23 protein-coding genes are annotated in these 20,126 nt (G+C 72.1%); 7 read left to right on the top strand and 16 right to left on the bottom strand.

The features are described 5' to 3' along the window. The first annotated feature begins 64 nt into the window (after positions 1-64). The gene (locus tag ACFOY2_RS44310) at positions 65-1,036 is read left to right on the top strand and encodes an AraC family transcriptional regulator (RefSeq protein WP_379534156.1); all 972 of its coding nucleotides are present in this window, start codon (positions 65-67) and stop codon (positions 1,034-1,036) included. On the opposite strand, the gene ACFOY2_RS44305 is transcribed toward ACFOY2_RS44310, so the two are convergent. Both ACFOY2_RS44305 and ACFOY2_RS44300 read right to left on the bottom strand, forming a co-directional pair. Beyond that, the gene (locus ACFOY2_RS44305; RefSeq protein WP_379534155.1) at positions 990-1,835 is read right to left on the bottom strand and encodes an AraC family transcriptional regulator; all 846 of its coding nucleotides are present in this window, start codon (positions 1,833-1,835) and stop codon (positions 990-992) included. The genes ACFOY2_RS44310 and ACFOY2_RS44305 overlap by 47 nt on opposite strands. Positions 1,836-1,862: 27 nt before the next feature. Then, entirely contained in the window at positions 1,863-2,465 is a 603-nt protein-coding gene (locus tag ACFOY2_RS44300) for a hypothetical protein (protein WP_379534154.1), read from the bottom strand. 111 nt (positions 2,466-2,576) lie between these two features. Here ACFOY2_RS44300 and ACFOY2_RS44295 point away from each other — a divergent pair, with 111 nt between their 5' ends. After that, positions 2,577-3,890 carry a sensor histidine kinase gene (locus tag ACFOY2_RS44295; RefSeq protein WP_379534153.1) on the top strand — a complete coding sequence of 438 codons (1,314 nt, stop codon included), beginning with the start codon at positions 2,577-2,579 and terminating at the stop codon, positions 3,888-3,890. Between the two features lie 20 nt (positions 3,891-3,910). On the opposite strand, the gene ACFOY2_RS44290 is transcribed toward ACFOY2_RS44295, so the two are convergent. Continuing rightward, positions 3,911-4,597, bottom strand: a complete 687-nt coding sequence (locus ACFOY2_RS44290; RefSeq protein WP_379534152.1) for a response regulator transcription factor — start codon at positions 4,595-4,597, stop codon at positions 3,911-3,913. A 136-nt stretch (positions 4,598-4,733) separates the two neighbouring features. Here ACFOY2_RS44290 and ACFOY2_RS44285 point away from each other — a divergent pair, with 136 nt between their 5' ends. Beyond that, positions 4,734-6,107 carry a pyridoxal phosphate-dependent decarboxylase family protein gene (locus tag ACFOY2_RS44285; RefSeq protein WP_379534151.1) on the top strand — a complete coding sequence of 458 codons (1,374 nt, stop codon included), beginning with the start codon at positions 4,734-4,736 and terminating at the stop codon, positions 6,105-6,107. Here ACFOY2_RS44285 and ACFOY2_RS44280 read toward each other — a convergent pair. The 7 genes from ACFOY2_RS44280 to ACFOY2_RS44250 are packed head-to-tail and all read right to left on the bottom strand — an operon-like array spanning position 6,104 to position 11,703. Beyond that, the gene (locus ACFOY2_RS44280) at positions 6,104-6,592 is read right to left on the bottom strand and encodes an SRPBCC family protein (RefSeq protein WP_379534150.1); all 489 of its coding nucleotides are present in this window, start codon (positions 6,590-6,592) and stop codon (positions 6,104-6,106) included. The two genes, ACFOY2_RS44285 and ACFOY2_RS44280, sit on opposite strands and share 4 nt — an antisense overlap. Continuing rightward, positions 6,589-6,951: a metalloregulator ArsR/SmtB family transcription factor gene (locus ACFOY2_RS44275; protein WP_379534149.1), complete on the bottom strand. Its 363-nt coding sequence runs from the start codon at positions 6,949-6,951 to the stop codon at positions 6,589-6,591. Before ACFOY2_RS44275 ends, ACFOY2_RS44280 begins: the two co-directional genes overlap by 4 nt. Before the next feature lie 14 nt (positions 6,952-6,965). Next, the gene (locus ACFOY2_RS44270; RefSeq protein WP_379534148.1) at positions 6,966-7,637 is read right to left on the bottom strand and encodes a hypothetical protein; all 672 of its coding nucleotides are present in this window, start codon (positions 7,635-7,637) and stop codon (positions 6,966-6,968) included. Beyond that, complete coding sequence (locus ACFOY2_RS44265; protein ID WP_379534147.1) at positions 7,634-8,467, bottom strand: carbohydrate ABC transporter permease; 834 nt, start codon at positions 8,465-8,467, stop codon at positions 7,634-7,636. The genes ACFOY2_RS44270 and ACFOY2_RS44265 overlap by 4 nt, the downstream gene beginning before the upstream one ends. Then, on the bottom strand, positions 8,464-9,372 hold the full coding sequence (locus ACFOY2_RS44260; RefSeq protein ID WP_379534146.1) for a carbohydrate ABC transporter permease: 909 nt from the start codon (positions 9,370-9,372) through the stop codon (positions 8,464-8,466). The genes ACFOY2_RS44265 and ACFOY2_RS44260 overlap by 4 nt, the downstream gene beginning before the upstream one ends. Position 9,373: 1 nt before the next feature. Continuing rightward, on the bottom strand, positions 9,374-10,654 hold the full coding sequence (locus tag ACFOY2_RS44255; protein WP_379534145.1) for an ABC transporter substrate-binding protein: 1,281 nt from the start codon (positions 10,652-10,654) through the stop codon (positions 9,374-9,376). 32 nt (positions 10,655-10,686) lie between these two features. After that, positions 10,687-11,703 (bottom strand): hydroxyacid dehydrogenase, encoded by a 1,017-nt coding sequence (locus ACFOY2_RS44250; RefSeq protein WP_379534144.1) that lies wholly within the window; start codon positions 11,701-11,703, stop codon positions 10,687-10,689. A 226-nt stretch (positions 11,704-11,929) separates the two neighbouring features. Here ACFOY2_RS44250 and ACFOY2_RS44245 point away from each other — a divergent pair, with 226 nt between their 5' ends. Further along, on the top strand, positions 11,930-13,435 hold the full coding sequence (locus tag ACFOY2_RS44245; RefSeq protein ID WP_379534143.1) for an FAD-dependent oxidoreductase: 1,506 nt from the start codon (positions 11,930-11,932) through the stop codon (positions 13,433-13,435). Next, positions 13,432-14,046: a TetR/AcrR family transcriptional regulator gene (locus tag ACFOY2_RS44240; protein WP_379534142.1), complete on the top strand. Its 615-nt coding sequence runs from the start codon at positions 13,432-13,434 to the stop codon at positions 14,044-14,046. The genes ACFOY2_RS44245 and ACFOY2_RS44240 overlap by 4 nt, the downstream gene beginning before the upstream one ends. Positions 14,047-14,085: 39 nt before the next feature. On the opposite strand, the gene ACFOY2_RS44235 is transcribed toward ACFOY2_RS44240, so the two are convergent. The 4 genes from ACFOY2_RS44235 to ACFOY2_RS44220 form a co-directional block, all read right to left on the bottom strand. Next, positions 14,086-14,523 (bottom strand): ester cyclase, encoded by a 438-nt coding sequence (locus ACFOY2_RS44235; protein ID WP_379534141.1) that lies wholly within the window; start codon positions 14,521-14,523, stop codon positions 14,086-14,088. Between the two features lie 52 nt (positions 14,524-14,575). Further along, positions 14,576-14,947 (bottom strand): DoxX family protein, encoded by a 372-nt coding sequence (locus ACFOY2_RS44230; protein WP_379534140.1) that lies wholly within the window; start codon positions 14,945-14,947, stop codon positions 14,576-14,578. A gap of 122 nt (positions 14,948-15,069) precedes the next feature. Then, positions 15,070-16,227 carry an RNA polymerase sigma factor gene (locus ACFOY2_RS44225; RefSeq protein WP_379534139.1) on the bottom strand — a complete coding sequence of 386 codons (1,158 nt, stop codon included), beginning with the start codon at positions 16,225-16,227 and terminating at the stop codon, positions 15,070-15,072. A 2-nt stretch (positions 16,228-16,229) separates the two neighbouring features. Beyond that, positions 16,230-16,568: a YciI family protein gene (locus tag ACFOY2_RS44220; RefSeq protein ID WP_379534138.1), complete on the bottom strand. Its 339-nt coding sequence runs from the start codon at positions 16,566-16,568 to the stop codon at positions 16,230-16,232. A gap of 173 nt (positions 16,569-16,741) precedes the next feature. Between ACFOY2_RS44220 and ACFOY2_RS44215 the strand changes: the two genes are divergently transcribed. Further along, positions 16,742-17,209 (top strand): hypothetical protein, encoded by a 468-nt coding sequence (locus ACFOY2_RS44215; protein ID WP_379534137.1) that lies wholly within the window; start codon positions 16,742-16,744, stop codon positions 17,207-17,209. A 10-nt stretch (positions 17,210-17,219) separates the two neighbouring features. After that, positions 17,220-17,552, top strand: coding sequence for a YnfA family protein (locus ACFOY2_RS44210; protein ID WP_379534136.1), 333 nt, complete (start codon positions 17,220-17,222; stop codon positions 17,550-17,552). Between the two features lie 38 nt (positions 17,553-17,590). On the opposite strand, the gene secD is transcribed toward ACFOY2_RS44210, so the two are convergent. Then, positions 17,591-19,735 (bottom strand): protein translocase subunit SecD, encoded by a 2,145-nt coding sequence (secD, locus tag ACFOY2_RS44205; protein WP_379534135.1) that lies wholly within the window; start codon positions 19,733-19,735, stop codon positions 17,591-17,593. Positions 19,736-19,773: 38 nt separating this feature from the next. Beyond that, the gene (locus ACFOY2_RS44200) at positions 19,774-20,118 is read right to left on the bottom strand and encodes a hypothetical protein (RefSeq protein WP_379534134.1); all 345 of its coding nucleotides are present in this window, start codon (positions 20,116-20,118) and stop codon (positions 19,774-19,776) included. Positions 20,119-20,126: the final 8 nt, after the last annotated feature.

The raw sequence follows: 20,126 nt of genomic DNA, 5'->3' as shown, positions 1-20,126 counted from the left end.
GAGGCATCCAATGCGCTTTTGTCTGCGATTTATACGCGATCGTCTCATGCGTTAGATTTGCGGCATGGACGTGCTGAGCGACGTGGTCGCCTCCATGCGCATGGGCGTGCCGCGCTCGGCGCGTGTGGAGTGGCCGGCGCCCTGGGGGCAGCGGTTTGCCTCGGCGCCCGGCTCGGCGGGCTTCCAGGTGGTGCTGCGGGGCTCGTGCTGGGCGATCCCGCCGCAAGGCGAGCCGATCCCGGTCGGGACGGGCGACGTGCTGTTCTTCCCCCACGGAGACGGCTACGCGCTGGCCGACTCGCCGCAAAGCGCCGTCGCCGAGCCCGCGTGCGACCCCCACGCCGAGGCCGAGCTGTTCGCCTCGGCCTCCATGGAGGGCAGCGGGCCCGTCACCGTGATGCTCTGCGGCGGCTACCGGCTGGACTCCAGCCGGGCGCATCCGCTGCTCCAAGGGCTGCCCGCGATGATCCATCTGCCTGCCACGCTGGGGCGCGACAGCGAGTTGCGCGCCGCCGTCGAACTGCTCGGCAAAGAGATCGGCGATCCTCGGCCGGGCGCCGATCTGGTGGTGGCGGCGCTGCTGGACATGCTGCTGCTGTACATCCTGCGTGCCTGGTTCGAGGTGTCGTTGGAGCACTGCGCGGTACAGGGCTGGGCGGCCGCGCTGGCCGACCCGGCCATCGGCGCCGCGCTGGAGGGCGTCCACCGCGATCCTGCCCACCCGTGGACGGTCGCCTCGCTCGGCCGCCGCGCGGGGTTGTCGCGCGCGGCGTTCTCCCGCCGCTTCACCCACGTCGTCGGGCAGCCGCCGATGACCTATGTGACCTGGTGGCGGCTGGCCACGGCCGCGCGCATGCTGCGCGATTGCGACGCCGCGCTGAGCGAGATCGCCGGCGCGGTCGGCTACGGCTCGGAGTTCGCCTTCGCGGGCGCCTTCAAACGCCAGTACGGCATGGCCCCCGGCAGATACCGCCGGCTGGGCTGCCCGCCTACCGGCCGGGCGCCGGCGGGCGCCGGAGCTCCCCAACCGCGCTGAGGTACTGGCCGGGGGTGATGCCGACGACGTGCTTGAAGTGGCGGGTCAGATGCGCCTGGTCGTAGAAGCCCGCCTCGGCGGCCACCCGCGCCGGCGCCAGCCCCGCGCGCAGCAGCGCCTTGGCCAGCCGCACCCGCGCCTGCCTCTGGTAGGCGTGCGGCGTCATCCCCACCGCCCGCCCGAACACCCGGCACAGGTGGTAGGCGCTCAGCCCGGCGTGCGCGGCCAGCTCCCGCAGGGTGACGTTGGCGGGCGCGTGCTCGTCGAGGAACTCGCGGGCCAGCCGCACCGCGGCCCGCTCACGCCCGGCGGGCCAGGGGTCACGCGGCGGCGGCGCGTGCCGCGACACCAGCAGCACCAGCGCCTCGGCCAGGCAGGATTCCCGCTCCAGCGCGCTTGTCCCGGCCCGCGCCGACAGCGTGTGGAAGCGCCGCAGCCGGGAGGCCACCTGCCGGTCGCGCACCACGTCACCGCCGAAACGGGGCGTGGCCGGGCGGGGGAAGCCGGCCATGACCGCATCGATGAGCTCCGGGCCCGGGTAGAGGGCCCGGTAGGTCCACGCCATGCCTTCAGGAGGGCCGCCGGCGTGCGCCTCCTCCGGGTTGAGCACGATCAGCTCGCCCGGCCCGACCACGTGCCGCCGCCCGCGGTAGGTGGGCGTGACCAGGCCGTGCTCGGTCAGGGCGATGAAGTACTCCTCGTGGGCGTGCGGCCGGAAGGAGAAGGCGTCCAGCGTGGCGTGGAAGACCTCCAGGCCGCCGAGGTCGTCGGCCCGCCACATCCGCCTCCCGGCTCCCACACAGCGCAGTTTAGCCCTCGGCCGTGCTCAGCCCGTCCAGTGGAAGGAGTCGGAGATCGTGCGCCAGGGACTGGTGTTGTCGGCGCTGACCGGCCCCCACAACGTCAAGATCGCCTCAAGGCCGGGGCGGTAGAAGGTGTAGCGCTCGACGCGCTCCTTGACGACCTTGCCGGTCATGAGGTCGGGCAGGCTGTCGATGCGGTAGGCGATCAGGATGGCCCGCCCGCCCTTCCTGATCACCGTGCCCAGCCTGCTGATCGCCACCCCGTTGAGCTGGGAGCGGGCGCTGTTCACGGTGGGCGGGACGGGCGCCGCCCTGGTCTCGATCCTGACGGCGTTGCGGGTGTCGGTGAAGCTCGCGCCCGTGGGCAGATCGATCCGCGCCCAGCCGTTGGGCACCAGCACCTCATAGGCGCAGCGCTGCGAGTGGTAGGCCGACATGACCGTACCGTCCGGAATGCCGTCGTCGGTCGACGTGGAGCGCGCCGAAGGAGCCCCCGTGTATGTGGATCGCGGCGAAGACACCGACGCCATGACGGCGCCGGGATGCAGCGCGGGCCCGGCGGCCGCCCCGCAGCCGCCGATCAGGAACGCGACGGCCAAGCCCGCGACGCGGCGGCTTGCGTTCATGGCCTCCACGGTAGGGGCCGCCCGGTCAGCCCCCGGTGAGAGCCGGGTTAGCGCCGCGTTTACCTGGCAGGTTTAGCCGGCTGTTTACCCGGCCCCTGCCATTGTGGAGCCATGCGAGGCAGGTCGCGCACCAGGTCGCTGCGCTGGCGGGTGCTCACCGCGATCAGCGTCGTGGCGATCGTGATCGTCACGCTGTTCGCGGTGCCGCTGGCGATCGCCGTCAGCGATCTGTACCGCAGCGAGACGGTGGCCGCGCTCAGCCGCGACGCCACCTGGATCGCCGCCGCCCTGCCGTATGAGGACATCGAGGCGGGCCGGTCCTTCCGGCTGCCCGCCCAGGTGCCGGCCGGGCTGACCGTCGGCATCTACACCCCGGAGGGCCGCCTGCTGCACGGCGGCGGCCCCGCGCGCTCGGCCGTGGCCGCCCGGGCGGCCGACGACGGGCACCCGCACGAAGGGGTGGAGGCGGGGTTCCTGCTCGTCACGGCCCCCGTCCCCGCCCACGGCGTCCCCGTCGCCGCCGTCCGCGTGGCCACCCCGTATGAGCAGGTGCGCGAGCGCGTCGAACGGGCCTGGCTGCTGATGGCCGCGCTCGCGGCGCTGACCATCGCCCTGGGCGCGGCCGTCGCGCTGCGCCAGTCGGCCCGCCTGGCCCAGCCCCTGGAACACCTCACCCAGGCGGCCCAGGCTCTTGGCCAGGGCGACTTCTCCGTACGGCCGCCGCGCTCGGCCGTCAGCGAAGCCGACGCCGCCGGCCAGGCCCTGGCCGCCACCGCCCAGCGGCTGGGCGAGGTCCTGGAACGCGAGCGCTCCTTCAGCGCCGACGTCTCCCACCAGTTGCGCACCCAGCTCACCGGGCTGCTCCTCGGCCTGGACTCCGCCCTGGCCCGCTCCGGCGCCGACCTGAGGCAGGCCATCGAGACGGCGCTCCAGCGCGGCGAACGCCTGCACGCGATCATCGACGACCTGCTCGGGCTGGCCCGCGACACCCGCACCGGGTCCGAGCCGCTCGACGTGCCCGCCCTGCTGGAGGAGGTGCGCCTGGACTGGCACGGCAGGCTCGCCGCCCAGGGCCGCCGCCTGCTGATCAATGTGCCGCCCGACCTGCCCGAGGTGGCCGCCTCCGCCCCGGCGGTGCGGCAGATCCTGCGGGTGCTGCTGGACAACGCGCTGGTCCACGGGCGCGGCCAGGTGAGCGTGGATGTGAGCGAGGTCGGCGACGTGCTCGCGATCGAGGTCTCCGACGAAGGGCCCGGCATCGCAGAGGAAGCCGAGGTGTTCGCCCGCCGCACCGCCGGCGACGGGCACGGCATCGGGCTGGCCCTGGCCCGCTCCCTGGCCGAGGCCGAGGCGGGACGCCTGATCCTGCGCCGCCGCTCGCCCCCGGTCTTCAGCCTGCTGCTGTCGCCGCCCGCAGGCTCCTGAGGCGGGCTCCTGAAGCGGGCTCAGTCGGCTTCGTAGCGGTAGCCGCGCCCGCGCAGGGTCGTGATCCGCCGAGGGTCCTCGCCGTGGTCGGCCAGCTTGCGGCGCAGCGCGAACACGTGCACGTCCAGCGTCTTGGTCGGGCCGAACCAGTTCTCGTCCCACACCTCGGCCATCAACAGCTCCCGCGTCACCACCTGCCCCGCCCGGCCCGCCAGCGCCGCCAGCAGATCGAACTCCTTGGGGCGCAGCGCCATCTCCCGCCCGCCGATGTAGGCGCGGCGGGCCGGCAGGTCCAGGCGCAGCCGCCCGACGCTCACCGACCCTTCCTCGGGCGGGGCCGCCTGCCTGCGCAGGTGCGCCCGCAGCCGGGCCAGCAGCTCCGTCAGCCGAAACGGCTTGGTCAGATAGTCGTCGGCGCCCGCGTCCAGCGCCATGACCACCTCGAACTCCTCGGTGCGGGCGGTCAGCACCACGATCACCGCGCCGGCCTGGGCGGCGCGCAGCCGCCTGCACACGCTCACCCCGTCGGCGTCGGGCAGCCCCAGGTCGAGCAGGATCAGCTCGAAGGCCGAGCGCTGGGCGTCCTGGACGGCCGCCGCGCCGCTCTGGGCCCAGGCGGCCTCGTAACCGCCGGTCCGCAGCGCCTGCACCAGCTCGGCGCCGATCACCGCGTCGTCCTCGACCACCAGCACCCGCGTACCGCTCATACCTCGATCGTACGAGGACGTTTTCCCAGGTGAAGGGGGAGTCGATCGAGGGTGGCAATCCCGTACAAGACCGGGCTTGATTCGCCTTTCTAGGGTTCTGCCCGGCAAGCCACCTCCAAACGGAAGGACTTCATTCGTGAACACCAGCGACCTGCTCACCCGCACGGCCGCCCTGGCCACCGGCTGGCTGGAGCGGCTCGACGAGCGGCCGGTCGGCGCGAGCGCCACCGTCGAGGAGCTGCGCGCCCGGCTCGGCGGCCCTCTCGGCGACGAAGGCGCCGGGGCGTGGGAGGTGGTGCGGGACCTGGCGCGGGCCGCCGAGCCGGGCCTGGTCGCGATCCCCTCGGGCCGCTACTTCGGGTTCGTGATCGGCGGTGGGCTGCCCGCCGCCGTCGCGGCCGACTGGCTGAGCACCGCATGGGACCAGTGCCCGGCCCTGTACGCGTGCGGCCCGGCCGCCTCGGTGGCCGAAGAGGTGGCCGGGGCCTGGCTCGGGGAGCTGCTCGGGCTGCCCGCTCATGCCTCGCACGCGTTCGTCTCCGGCTGCCAGAGCGCCCACCTGACCTGCCTGGCCGCCGCCCGCCACCACGTGCTGGCCGCCGCCGGGTGGGATGTGGAGGAGCTGGGCCTGGCCGCGGCGCCGCCGATCCGGGTGCTGGTGGGGGAGCGGCGCCACGCCAGCATCGACCGCGCGCTGCGCTGGCTCGGCATCGGCCGCGCGAGCCTGAGCGTCGTCCCGGCCGACGCCCGGGGGCGGATGCGGACGCGGGCGCTGCGCGAGGCGCTCGGCGATGGGCCGGCGATCGTGTGCGCCCAGGCCGGCGAGATCAACACCGGCGCCTTCGACGACCTGGAGACCATCGCCGAGCTGAGCGCGGCGGCCGGGGCGTGGCTGCACCTGGACGGCGCGTTCGGCCTGTGGGCCGCCGCCAGCCCCGCGCTGCGCCACCTGGTCAAGGGCGCCGAACGCGCCGACTCGTGGGCGTTCGACACCCACAAGTGGCTCAACGTCCCCTACGACAGCGCCCTGGCCTACTGCGCCCACCCGGACGCCCACCGCGCCGCCATGAGCGTCACCGCCGACTACCTGGTGCAGGGCGGGCCGGGGCGGCCGCGCGAGCCGATGGACTGGACGCCGGCCTTCTCGCGGCGCGCCCGCGCCTTCCCCGTCTACGCCGCCCTGCGCTTTCTCGGCCGGCGCGGCGTCGCCGACCTGGTGGAACGCAGCTGCGCGCACGCCCGCGCCGCGGCCGACCACCTGGCCGCCGTGCCCGGCTGCCAGGTGATCAACGAGGTGGTGCTCAACCAGGTGCTGTTCCGCTTCGGCGACGACGGGGCCACCGACCGGATCCTGCGCCGGGTGAACGACAGCGGCGTGGCCTGGATGAGCGGCACCACCTTCGACGGGCGGCGCGCCGTCCGGCTGTCGGTGTGCAACTGGCAGACCAGTGCGGACGACATCGCCCGCACGGTGGAGGCCTTCGCCCTGGCGGCCGCGCTCGAACGTTAAAGGCCCTGATAGTAGGGCCGCATCGCGGGGTAGTAGTCGTCGAAGTCGGGCCTTGGGGAGCCGTCGCGGGCGGCCACGAGCATGTCCAGGTAGTACTCCCAGCCGGGTCCGACCTCGCCGATCCCGTCCTTGTCGTCCAGATGCTGGGTGAAGCGCAGTTCCGTCACCCCCTCATGCTCCGACAGCGCGGCCTCCATGCGCCAGGCGCCGAACTCGTCGAGCGAGGAGATCGCCAGCCGTCTCGGTGGCTCGCAGGCGTCGATGCGCATCTCGTACCAGGGGGTCTGCTCCTCGAACAGGAGCTTGACCTTGATCGTGCGGCCGGGGCCCGCCTCGCCCTCCCACGGCCCGTACCAGCGGGCCGTGCGCTCGGGTTCGGTCAGGCTGGCCCACACGTCCTGTATGGGCGCGCGGAACGTCCTGACCAGGACGAGGTCGTTCTTGCCGCCGGTGGTGAACAGTCTGCCGGTGGGGGTCGGGGTCATGCCGTGTTCTCCTTCGTCTCCTGCGCGGGGCCGGCGGGGCGGCGTTCGCGGCGCGTTCTGTAGACCTCGGTCTCCAGCGCGTCGAAGCGCTGCTCCCAGCCGGACGGGCGGCCGAAGGCGGCCAGCCAGGTCGCCAGCTCCGCCAGCGGCTCGGGATCGAGGGTGTAGAAGCGCTGCCTGCCGGCCAGTTCGGCGCGCACCAGGCCGCTGGCCCGCAGCACGCGCAGGTGGCGGCTGACGGCCGGGCGGCTGATCGCGAAGCGCTCGGCGACCTGGCCGGCCGACAGGCGTTCCTCGCGCAGCATCACCAGAATGCTCCGCCTGACCGGGTCCGCGATCGCCGCCGCCACCTCATCCACCCAAAAAGCGTAACCTACGGGTTACGCTTTTCGTCAAGCAGCGGGGCGAGGATGAACCGCGTCGTGGCCCACACCGCATACAGCAGGGGAGCGCACACCACCAGCAGCCCGGCCACCGGCCTGGCCAGGACGACGGCCACGGCCAGGCCCAGCACGACCAGGTTCGCCGCGGCCAGGTACCAGCGCCGCGCCACCAGATACAGGCACGGCCGCACCAGCGGCAGCAGCGCGCCCGAGCCCGGCTCGGCCAGCAGCGCCAGCAGCGCGACCACCACGGCCACCACCAGCGCCGCCGCCGTGCAGAAGAACGGCACCAGCGCCGGCCCCCACGCCGTGCCCGCCAGCGCGAGCGCGTCCACGGCCAGCACGCCCACCGCCACGACCCCGGCCGCCCACACCGCCAGCGCCCGCGGCGCCGCCCGCCGGTAGGCGCCCCAGAACGCGCGCCACGCCCGCCCGGACCCCGGCGCGGCGAACGCCCCGAACGCGCCCGCCAGCGCCGGTGCGCACACCAGTGACACCACCGCGAAGAACGGCCACGACGCCGGCGGGTCGCGCACGATCGCCAGCGCCGCCAGCAGCGGCGCGCACGACAGCGTCAGCGCCAGATTCGTCGTCAGGCCCGCATACAGGGCCTCGAAGACCTTCTCGTAGGTCTCCTGCCGCGCCGGCCGCAGCAGCCTCATCCTTTCAGCCCGCTCGTGGCGATGCCCTGGATGAAATGGCGCTGCCCGAACAGGAACACCACCAGGATCGGCAGCACCGACAGCACCGCCCCCGTCATGATCATCGCGTATTCGGCGTCGTACTGGCCGACGAACGAGCGCAGCCCGAGCTGCACGGTCCACAGCTCGTTGCTGGTCAGGTAGATGAAGGGCCCCATGTAGTCGTTCCAGGTGTTGACGAAGGTGAGCAGCGCCAGGCTCGCCAGCGCCGGTTTCGACAGCGGCAGCATGATGCGCCGGTAGATGCCGTACTCGCTGAGCCCGTCGATCCGCGCCGCCTCGCACAACTCGTCGGGGATCGACATGTAGTACTGGCGCATCAGGAACACGCCGAACGCCCCGAACGCCTGCAACAAGATGATCGACCAGTAGGTGTCGGTCAGCTCGGCCCGCTGCATCATGATGTACTGCGGCACCATGTACGCCTGCCACGGCACCGCGATCGTGGCGATGTAGGCCAGGAACAGGGCGTCCCGGCCGGGGAAGCGCACCTTGGCGAACCCGTAGGCGGCGAAGCTGCCGGTCAGCACCTGCAGGAAGGTGATCGTGACCGACAGGAACGCCGAGTTGCCCAGGTAGGTCAGCAGCGGGATGCGTTCCCAGATGTCGACGAAGTTCGACCAGCGCAGCTCGTCCGGGATCCACTGGATCGGCACCGCGAAGACCTCGTTGTCGCGTTTGAGCGAGGAGGAGAGCATCCACGCGAACGGCACCAGCACCAGCAGCGTCACCACCGTCAGGCAGAGGTAGGCGAGCGCCGGGCGCACCCGCCCCCCGCGGCGCGCGTTCACGACAGGCTCCTGCGCTCGTTGAGGCGGAACTGCGCGACGGTGACGCCCAGCACGATGACGAACAGCACCAGCGCGATCGCCGAGGAGTAGCCGAAGCGGCCCTCGATGACGCCTTCGCGGTAGACGAGCTGGGCCAGCACCAGGGTGCTGCGCCCCGGCCCGCCGTCGGTCATGACCACGATCAGGTCCAGCACCTTGAAACTCTGGATGGTCAGCATGACCAGCACGAAGAACGTCGTGGGCCGCAGGCACGGCAGCGTGATGCTGAGGAAGCGCTGCCAGGGGCCGGCCCCGTCCACGGTGGCGGCCTCGTAGTACTGCTTCGGGATCGTCTGCAGCCCCGCCAGATAGAGCACCATGTAGTAGCCCATGTCCCGCCACACGCTGGTGACGATCACCGCCGGCATCGCCCAGTCCGTGCTGGCCACCCACCGCGGCGGGTCGGCCAGGCCCAGCGCCTGCAACGCCTGGTTGATCGGCCCGGCCGTCGGGTTGAACAGCATGTTCCACACGACCGCGACCGCGACCAGCGAGGTGATGTACGGGAAGAACGCCGCCGTGCGGAAGAAGCGCACGCCGCGGATCTTCCTGTTCAGCACGATCGCCAGCCCGAGCGCCGCCACCAGCGTCAGCGGGATGTGCCCGGCCGCGTAGGAGAGCGTGTTGAGCAGCGCGACGTGGAAGTTCTCATCGGCCAGCAGGTCCTGGAAGTTGTCCAGGCCCACCCACTGCGGCGTGCTGTAGGAGTCCCAGTCCAGGAACGCCAGCGCGAAGGCCGCCAGCATCGGCACCAGCGTGAACAGCGCGAAGCCGACGAAGTTCGGCAGGATGAAGCTCCAGCCGATGACGATGGCGCGCCAGGCGGGCCGGCTCCGGGCCGGGTGCTGCGTCAACGCCTGCGCCATGTCAGTTGAGGACTTCGTTCTTGACGCGCTCGTTCATGGCGCTGATGCCGTCGGCGACCGGCTTGTCCCCGACCATGATCAGCTCGTGCTCCTCCTTGAGGATGGTGTCGACGTCGGAGGACTTGTCGCTGACCGGCATCTCCAGCACGACCTTGCCGGGCTCGAACGCCTTCTTCGACAGCTCGTCGGCCGGCATGCCGGCCAGCGCGAAATACGCCTTGGTGATCTCCGGGCTCTGCAGCGCGGGCACCACGCCCACCTTGGTGATCGCCTGCGCGCCGGCCCTGCCCGCGGCGAACTCCACGAACTTCCTGGCCGCCTCGGCGTGCTCGGCCCGCTTGTTGACGGCGAAGGCGGTCGGCGAGCCGAACGTGGTGACCTGGCCCGCGCCCGGCCGCTGCGGCATCGGCGCCAGCCCCCACTCCACGTCGGAGGCGCCCTTGGCCTTGGCCTCCAGGATGCCGGAGATGTACCAGGTGCCCATCGGCATCATGGCCGTCTTGCCGCTTTCGAACATGGTGCGGTAGTCGGCCTGCTGCGCCTTGGCGGTGCCGAAGTCCAGGACGGTGCCCGCCTGCTGCATGCCGGTGGCCAGGGCGTACTGGTCGGTGAAGAAGGCGTAGTCGCCGCCGAGCTGGTCGCCGCCGGTCTGCGCCGCCGAGATGGCCTGCACCACCGAGCGCCAGGTGTGGTGGTAGGCGCCATAGACCTTCTCGCCGCCCGAGCCGCTGGTGAGCTGCTTGGCAAGCCCGGCGTAGGCGTCCCAGGTGAGCGTTTCCGGCAGCTTGACGCCCGCTTTGCCGAACAGTGTTTTGTTGTAGTACAGCAGCCAGAAGTCCTGGCGGTACGGCAGCGCGAAGTAGGCGCCGCCGACGTCGAAGGCCTCCAGCCCGGCCAGCTTGGCCGCCTCGGCGGACCTGGCCGAGGAGGTGAGGTCGAGGAGCTGGCCCCGGCTGGAGTAGCGCGCGTAGTCGGTGACGTTCTTCATCGTGATCACGTCGGTTTTGTCGCCGCCCGCGAGCATCGTGGTGACCTTCTGCGGGTAGTCGTCGGCGAGAATGTCCACCGGCTTGATCGTGATGTTCGGGTTGGCCTGCTGGAACGCCTCGAACAGGGCCTTGAACTCGGGCGTCTTGGCCATGTTCCAGACCGTGACACTCAAGGTGATCTTCCCGTTCGCGTCGGCGGGCTTCTCACCGCCCGAGCCGCACGCGGCCAGCGTGAGCCAGAGCGCGCTCACGACGGCCAGACGCGTCGAACCGGCCTTCCTCCAGGTGGTCATTGCTCCGGTCTCCTCTCCGTCACACGGGGTTCTCACGCGCCGACCGCGAACGCCTCCGGGGTGACGGCCGCGCGCGGCGGCCGGCCCGACAGGAAACGATCGAGCTCGTCCAGCGCGCTGTCGCTCATGCGCCGGGTCTCGCTCCCGAGCGAGCCGGCGACGTGGGGGGTGATCATGACGTTGGGCAGCTCGTACAGCACCGAATCGGCCGGCAGCGGCTCGGGGTCGGTGACGTCGAGGATGGCGTCCAGCCGTCCCGAGGCGCACTCGCGCTCCAGGGCGGCGGTGTCCAGCACGGCGCCACGCGCGGTGTTGATCACCGTGGCGCCGTCGCGCAGCAGGGCCAGCTCCGCGGCGCCCAGGAGATGGCGGGTGGAGGGCAGCGACGGCACGTGCAGGCTCAGCACGTCGCAGCGCGGCAGCAGCTCGGCCAGGGGCACCAGATGGCCGCCCGCCGCGCCGACCTCGCCGGCGTCGGCGTAGGGGTCGGCGACCAGGACGTCCATCTCCAGATCGCGCAGCCGCCCCACGACCCGGCGGCCCACCTGGGAGAAACCGACGACGCCGACCGTGCGGCCGCGGTTGGACAGCTCGCCGCGGCGGGCCGCGTACGACCAGTCCTCGCGGTGCACGCGCGCGTCCTGGGCCAGGAACGGCGCCTTCTTGCCCGCGAAGATGATCGCGGCCAGGGTGAACTCGGCGACCGGGATGGCGTTGGCGTCGGCGGCGTTGGTGACCAGCAGGCCGCGCCGCCACACCTCGTCGGTGACGAACGTGCGCACCGTGCCCGCGCAGTGGAAGATCGCCCGCAGGCGGGGCGCGTCGGCCAGCCGCTCGGCGGTCAGCGGCGGGCAGCCCCACGACGTCAGCAGCACCTCGACCTCGCGCAGCCGCCGCCGCACGCCCGGCGCGTCCAGATCGGTGGCGCGGATCGGCTCGCCGAGCTCGGCGAGCGCGCCGAGGCGGCGGAGCTGGGGCTCGTGGAACTGCACGCCGTAGGTGGCCGGATCCATGACCAGCAGGGCCTGCGGTCGTCGTCGGTGGGTCAAGGCACACGATCCTTCACCTGGGTAAGCGCTTACCGGTGGGTCAGATCATGTCTGGTCATTTCAATCAGGTCAATACCTTGTTAATCATTCCGATCGGATGATTTGATCGATGTTGATCGAAGCTGAACCGCCGTGGAACCCGATCGCCGTCTGGACAAGACACCTCCCTTGCGGGCATGATTTTGTTTACGAACCCGTTCCGTAAATAAAAAAGAGGGGGCGTGTGATGGACACGGACGTTCTGGTCGTCGGCGCCGGGCCGGTCGGCTTGGCGCTGGCCTGCGCGCTGCTGCAGCACGGGGTGTCGGTCCGTGTGATCGACAAAGCCGCCGGGCCGGCCACCACATCGCGGGCCAACTTCGTGCACGCCCGCGGCTCGGAGGTGCTCGATCGCCTGGACGCCCTGGAGGAGTTGGCGCAGGAGTCGGTGCGGGCGATGACGATCACCAGCTACGCCGGGGACCGCCCAATGATGCGGATCCGGTTCGGCGACCCCGGCCTCGGAACGGCCGCCCCGCCGATGGTGATCTCTCAGGCCCGCGTCGAGGCACGGCTGCGTGAGCGGCTGGCCCAGCTCGGCGAACGGCCCGAGTGGGGCGCCGGACTCGTCGAGGCTCGCCAGGACACCTCCGGCGTCACCGCGACGCTCGGCGACGGCCGCACCATACGCGCCGCATGGATGGTGGGCTGCGACGGCACCGGCAGCACGGTGCGCAAGCAGGCCGGCATCGGCTTTCCCGGCGTCAAGGTCAGCGAGCGGTTCCTGCTCGTCGACGGACGTCTCGACGGCGATCCGCCGCTGGATCGATCGGGCACCAGCGGCTGGACCCACCCCGAGGGCATGCTGGGCGCCATGCCGATGCCGGGCGATCAGTGGCGGCTGCTCGCCTACGACGCCGCCTTCACCGATGACAAGCCCAGCCAGGAGCAGATCGCCGACCACATGCGGCGCATCCTGCCCCAACGCACCGGCCTGAGCGGGCTGCGCCTGCACGACGTCACCTGGGCGTCGCTGTTCAGCGTGCACCGGCGCCTGGCCGACTCCTACCGGGCCGGGCGCATCCTGCTGGCCGGCGACGCCGCCCACGTGCACGCCCCGTTCGGCGGGCAGGGCATGCTGACCGGGCTCGGGGACGCCGAGAACCTCGCCTGGAAACTCGCCCTCATCGTCGCGGGCCTGGCACACGGCCCGGCCGCGACGCGGTTGCTCGACACCTATCAGGCCGAACGCCGCCCGCTGGCCACCGCCGTGCTGCGCGGCAGCACCGCCGTCACCAAGGTCAACATCGCCGGCAGCCCGTTCGGCCGCCTTCTGCGTGACCAGGTGCTGATGCGGGTGTTCAACCAGGGCTGGATCCAGCGGTGGACCACCTACACCACCTCGCAGCTGTGGGTGAGCTACCGGCGCGGCCCACTCGGCACGCGGCTGGGCGGGCGCGGCGGCAAGCCGCGCCCCGGCGACCGCGTCGGCGACCTGGCCTGTGAACGGCCGGACGGCAGCCCCACCCGGTTGCACGCCGAACTGCGCGGCACCTGGGCGGTACTCGGTGACGGCCCCGCGGCAGAGGCGGTCTTCGAGGCGGCCCGGCGCCGGCTCGGCGACAGGGTCACCCGGCTCCGTCCTGCCGGCACCACGGGCCGGCCGGCCATGCTGGTGCGCCCGGACGGCCACCTGGCCTGCAAAGGCGGCCCCGCCGAGGTCACCCGCTGGCTGGACGGAGCGCTGGGATGACCGCCACCCGGGGACGAGGACGCCCACGCGCCCCCGAGACCGACACCGCGATCTTGACCGCGGCGCTGGAACTGTTCGTCGAGCGCGGCGTCGAGGGCACCAGCATGGAGCAGGTCGCCAAGCGCGCCGGGGTGGGCAAACTGACCCTCTACCGCCGCTGGAGCAGCAAGGAAGACCTGCTCGCCCAGGCCATCGAGCAGGAGGTGCGCGCCGAGGTCATCCCGTCCGCCGCCGATGTCCAGGCCCTGCGGCCGCGCGACATCGTCGAGCATGTCCTGCCCGCGGCGGCCGAGATGGCCGCCAGCCCCGGATTCCGCGCGCTGGTCGCCCGGATCATGGGCTCGGCCGTCAGCCATCCGGAGCTGATGCAGGTGTACTGGAAGCACTACATCCTGCCCCGCCGCGAGCTGGCCGCCGCCATGCTGCGGCGCGCCCAGCAGGACGGCGCCGTGGCGGCCGACGCCGACCTGGACGTGCTGATCGACATGATGGCCGGGGCGGTGACCTACCGGGTGCTGCGGCCCGACCCGCCCGACACCGCCGGCATGCTGCGCTACCTGACCGCCGTCTACCGCCAGGCGGGGTTGTACCCGCCCGCTGCGGACGGGTGAGCCTGGCCGCCACGCAGCCGGCCGTGCCGGTGGGGAGGGCTACGGGGCCGGGAACACCCCGAGCTGCCGCATCTGCGAAAGAACGTCCACGACTGCCCAGGTTTCGGCGATCCGCCCGTCGGCGAAGCGGGCGATCAGGATCTCCTTGTAGGTGATGGACCTGCCGGTCGGCGCGATGCCCATGTACTCGCCCTGGTGGGTCCCGGTGACCGTGTTCCTGGTGACCACCTTGTCCCCTTCGGCGATCACGTCCTCGATGTGCACGTTGAGGTCGGGAAAGGCCCGATGGAGCACCGTCAGCACCTCCTTCATCGCCTGCGTCCCCGTCGTGGCGATGGGCAAAGGCGTGCGGATCAGCACATCCGGGTGGACTACCTCGTCGATCGTCTTGGAGATGATCTCCGCGTCGCCGGTGCTGACGGCGTCGTGGAAGCGCCGCAGCGCCGCCTTGTTGTTCACGGCCTCGGTGATGGTCATGTGGCTGCTCCTGATATCGAGATGTGCGTAGGCGTGGTGGTCCGGCCCGCGCTCACCAGCTGTAGGGGCCGAAGCGCCCCCAGGCGACGAGCGCGCAGAGCGCGAGCAGGACGGCGGTGGCCATCAGCCCGGACGGCTCTTTCCTGCGGATGTGCAGGGCCCCGGCCAGGCCCATCATGATCGCCAGCCCGGTCGCGGCGATCGGCGTCAGGACGGGTGCGATCCCGGTGGCGGCCGGCACGATCAGCCCGATCGTGCCCAGCAGTTCCGTCACGCCGATGGACCGCACGGCCGTCTGAGAGAACGTGTGCGTCCACGGATACTTGCCGGCCAGCTTGTCCCTGGTCCACAGGAGTTTGCCCAGGCCGGACATGGCGAACATGGCGGCGAGGATCGCCTGCACGACCCACAGGAACACGTCCATGGAGGCGTCTCACCTGTAGCCGTCGAAGTTCGGGGCATTGCGCCGCCACTCGGGCAAAAAGCCGGGAGGGTTGTCGCTCATATCCAGGCGACGATCGAGCGGCCGCCGGGGGGACAGCCGGCTCAGAGCTGTTCGAGGCGCCGGGTCAGGAAACGCCGCTCGGGGGTCGAGGCGGCCAGCTCAAGGGCGCGCCGGTAGGCCGTCCGGGCCTCGGCCTCACGGCCCAGACGCCGCAGCAACTCCCCGCGCGTCGAGTGGAAATACAGGTATCCGTCCAGGTCGAGGTCATCGACGGCACGCAACGCCGCGGCGGGATCGCCGGCCTGGGCGACCGCCACGGCACGGTTGAGCTCGACCACCGCCGAGCCGGTCAGAGCGGCCAGCCGCCGGTACAACTCGGCGACCTGCGGCCAGTCGATCCGCTCACGCGCCTGGAGCGAGGCGATGGCGGCCTGCACGACGTACGCGCCGCGCCCGCCCAGCGCCATCGCCCGATCCAGCACCGCCCGCCCCGCCGCGATCTGCCGCAGGTCCCACAACGACCGATCCTGATCGTCGAGAAGGACGAGATCGTCATCGCAGAACCGGGCCCGCCGCCGCGCGTGATGGATCATCATCAGCGCCAGCAGCCCGTGCGCCTCCGGCTCCCGCGGCATCAGCCCGGCCAGCACCTGCCCCAGCCGGATGGCCTCGGCACCGAGATCGACCCGGCCGCTGTAACCCTCGTTGTAGATCAGGTAGATGACCGCCAGCACCGCGTCGAGCCGTTCGGGCAGCAGGTGCGCGCCCGGGACCGCGAACGGGATCCCGGTCGCCTTGATCTTGGCCTTCGCGCGGGTCAGGCGCCGCTTCATGGTCTCCTCCGAGACCACGAACGCTCGGGCGATCTCCCCGGTCTGGAGGCCGCCGAGCGCACGAAGCGTGAGCGCCACCTGCCCCTCCAGCGGCAGCGCCGGATGACAGCAGGTGAAGATCAGCTCAAGCCGCTCGTCCTTGATCAGCGTGTCGTCGAACTCGTCCACGATGGCCTCCGGCGCCGGCAGCAGATGGATCTTCTGGGCCAGGGTCCGCTCCCGGCGGATCCGGTCGATCGCCCGGTTCCGGGCCGTCGTCACCAGCCAGGCGCCCGGAGTGTCCGGCACGCCTGAAGCCGGCCAGCGCTCCGCCGCGATGGCGAACGCCTCCTGCGCCGCCTCCTCGGCCCGGTCGAAGTCACCGAGGAACCCGACCAGCGAGGCCAGCACCCGGCCCCACTGGTCGCGGAACACCTCCTCCAGCACGCTCAGAGCCGCACCACCGGCCTGACCTCCACGGTGCCGCCGAACCGCAGGGCCGGGACACGCGCCGCCAATTCGAGCGCTTCGTCCAGGTCGGCGGCCTCGATCAGGCAGAAGCCGCCCAGCACCTCTTTGGTGTCGGCGAACGGGCCGTCGGTCATCAGCGTCCGGCCGCCGGACAACCGCACGCAGGTCGCCGTCTCCGCGGACTGCAACTGCGCGGCACTGACGTAGCGGTCGTCGTCGGCCATCGCGAAATACTCGGCGTAGGCCGCCGCACGCTCCTCATCCGACGACGTCTCCATGTAGCCGGGCTCGGCGTAGATCAGCAGGGCGTACTGCATCGCGACCTCCAGGGCAGTGGGCTCTCACCAGCATGACGAACGAGCGGCCGCGCAAGGGACACCACCCGTATTTCGGTCAATGTAACGACTTTTGGCCGCGAGGCTTGACTCTGGAGCAAGGTCCAGACTTTAGGGTCGGGAGCCTCACCCGCGTCCCGGAAGGAGCCTCAACCATGCGGATGCCGTCCGCCTCCACCCCCGTCGTCTGCGACATGACCGGCGCCCCAGACACCGCGCACGAGCGCCTGCGGGAGTTCCAGACGCTGTTCGCCCGCTTCCTCATCGCCCGCGAGCGCACGAGCCGGGGCATCCGCTTCCGGCTGCGCGCCGAGCCGGGGCTGGAGGAGCACGTACGCGACCTGGCCGCCCGCGAGCAGGCCTGCTGCCCGTTCTACGCCTTCGACGTCACCGCCCGGGACGGTCAGGTGCTGTGGGAGTGCGCGGTCGGCGACGACGAGAGCGCCCGCGCCGTGCTGGAGGAGTTCTTCCTGCTCCCCGAGACCACCGCCACGACCCCCGCCGAGCTCCAGGGCCGCCTGAGCGAGAGCGGCCTGGTCTTCACCGAAACCGAAGCCGACGCCGACGCCGACGCTGGAGTCGGAACCGGAACCCACGTCGAAGGCGCGCCGCCGTCCCCCTAAGCTGACCTGCATGTCCGTGCTGCGATCCATTGCCCTGTTCGTTCTTGCCGCCGTCGCCGAGATCGGCGGCGCCTGGCTCATCTGGCAGGGCTGGCGCGAACACCGCGGCGCGCTGTGGATCGGCGCCGGCATCCTCGCGCTCGGCGCCTACGGCTTCGTCGCCACCTTCCAGCCCGACCCCAACTTCGGCCGCATCCTGGCCGCCTACGGCGGTGTCTTCGTGGCCGGCTCGCTGGCCTGGGGCATGGTCGCCGACGGGTTCCGTCCCGACCGGTGGGACGTCATCGGCGCGCTGATCTGCCTGGCCGGCGTCGCCGTCATCATGTACGCCCCGCGCGATTGAGCGAGCCGGGCGCCGCCGGACGCGGCGCCCGGCCCGCGCTACTTGCGGTCGAGGACGATGGCGGCGGGACCGGCTACGAACGCCGACGACAGCGTCCCCACCACGATCCCGGTCACCAGCGCCATGGCGAAGTCCCGCAAGGAATCACCGCCGAACGCCATCAGGGCCAGCAGGATGAACAGCGCCCCCAGCCCGGTGTTCACCGTGCGCGGCAGCGTCTGCAGGATGGCCCCGTTCACCGAGGCGGCCAGCGGCTGCCCGGCGGACAGCAGTTCGCGTACCCGGTCGAAGACCACGACCTTGTCGTTGACCGAGTAGCCCACGATGGTGAGCATCGCGGCCAGGAAGATCCCGTCCACGGGCTTGCCCAGCCACGCGAACAACCCCAGCACCACGAGCGCGTCCACCAGCAGCGCCAGCACCGCCGCCGCCCCGAACGTCCACCTGAACCGGGCCGCCAGGTAGAGCAACTGCATCGCCATGGCCACGCCGAGCGCGATGAGGGCGTTGCGGCGCAGCTCCTCGCCCAGGCTGGGGCCGACGAACTCCTCGCGCTGCTTGGTCACCTCGCCCGCCTGCCGCTCCAGCGCCTGCTCGATCCTGGCGACGTCGTCGCCGTCGAGCCCGCCCGCGCGGACCGACACGCCGTCTCCCGAGGCCTGCACCACCGCCGACGGGTATCCGGCGCCGGAGACCGCCTGGCCGGCGACGTCGGAGGAGATCGGCCTGGCCGTGGCGAACTCGACCAGCCGCCCACCGGTGAACTCCACGCCGAAGTTCAGCCCGCGCGCCAGCAGCCCGGCCACCGACACCGCGACCAGGGCCGCCGCGACGCCCAGCCACACCCGTCCGGCCCGCATGAGCTGCGGGTCGCGGCGGGTCAGCCACGTTCTGACCGCCCCGGGGGTGCCGAGGCCGGACACGCGCGGCCCGATCCGGCCGATGACGCCCTGGGCGAGCACGCGGGTGATCAGCATGGCCGACACCAGCGAGGCCAGCACGCCCACCGCCAGCGTCACCCCGAACCCCTTGACCGGGCCCGAGGCCAGCCAGAACAGCAGCCCGGCCGCGATCAGCGTGGTGATGTTGGAGTCGGCGATGGCCGACCAGGCGTTCTTGAACCCCCGATCCAGGGCCATGCGCAGGCCCCGGCCCCGGACGTACTCCTCCCTGGCGCGCTCGAAGACCAGCACGTTGGCGTCGATGGCCATGCCGATCGCCAGCACGAACCCGGCCAGCCCCGGCAGCGTGAACGTCGCGCCCATCGCCACCAGCGCCGCATACGAGATCACGCCGTAGCAGGCCAGCGCGATCGTCGCCAGCAGGCCGGACAGACGGTAGACGGCCACGATGAACGCCGCCGTCAGCATCAGGCCGACGACCGCCGCCTTGGCGCTGGCCTCGATGGCCGCCTCGCCGAGCGTCGGCCCGACCGTGCGCTGCTCGACCATGGTGAGCGGCACCGGCAGCGCGCCGCCCTTGATGAGCACCGCCAGGTTGCGGGCCTCCTCGTGGCTGAACGAGCCGGTGATGTCGGCGCTGCCGCCAGGAATCCCGGCCCGGCAGGCGATGGAGCCGTCGAGCGGCGGCGAGGAGATGACCTCCCCGTCCAGCGCGATCGCGATGCGCCGCTTGGGATCGCCGGGCGGCTCGCACGCCGCCGCGCCGGTCAGCCGCTGCCAGGCGGCCGCGTCGCGGAAGTCCATGCGCACCCACCAGCCGGGCCCGCGCTGCGGATCGCTCTGCTCGACGGCGTCGCGCACGCCGTCGCCGGTCATGGCCGCGGGACCCAGCTCCAGCGGCCCGCCGTTCTCGTCGCGCGCCTCGCCGCGGTCGCCGAGCACAGGGTGGAAGGCCAGTTGCGCGGTCCGCCCGATGACCTCGGCGGCCTGCCGGGGATCGAGCACGCCGGGCAACTCGACGATGATGCGCCTCTCACCGGAGCGGACCAGGGTGGGATCGACCACCCCGAGCGCGTCCGCCCGCTGACGCAGCACGTCGAGCGCCCGGTCGGTGGCCGCCGCGTCGGCCTTGACGGTCGGCGAGTCCCTGGTCTCGAAGACGAGTTGGGTGCCGCCGCGCAGATCCAGGCCCAGCCGCGGCGCGGAGACCAGGGCCAGAGTCAACGAGATGGCGGTGACGGCGAGCGCCGTCACCGCACGCCAAAAAGGCGCACGGAACATGAAAGCCTCCACAGGCTCAGAAGTGCGAAAAGGGACCTTCAGTACCCTGTGGAGGGAGGCGCCCGCGCCGGCGCGGCCACCGGACGGCGGTCGCCGGGAACGCCGTGCGGCCGGTTCGTGACGACCACGGACCAGCCGGGCCGCGCGAGCGGCACCCCGGACGGCAGCACGGCCGGGCCCGCGGAGCCGGCCAGGGCCGCCAGGCCGTGCCTGGCCTGCGCCGCGGTGTGACGTAGCGGCTCCTGACGCAGCCCCGGATGCTCCTGAAGGTGCAACAGGGCCGCGGGCGCGGCCGTGACCTGGGCCGCCGCCTGGGCGGGGGCGGTGGCGGGCAGGAACCAGGACAGCAGGAGGAGCAGCGCGGCAGGCAACGTGGTGCGCACCGAGCCCC

The sequence above is a fragment of the Nonomuraea purpurea genome, from assembly GCF_042650645.1.
Classification (GTDB): Bacteria; Actinomycetota; Actinomycetes; order Streptosporangiales; family Streptosporangiaceae; genus Nonomuraea; species Nonomuraea purpurea.
The sequence above is the reverse complement of the archived record's forward strand: the minus strand, read 5'-3'. Positions and strand labels throughout refer to the sequence as shown.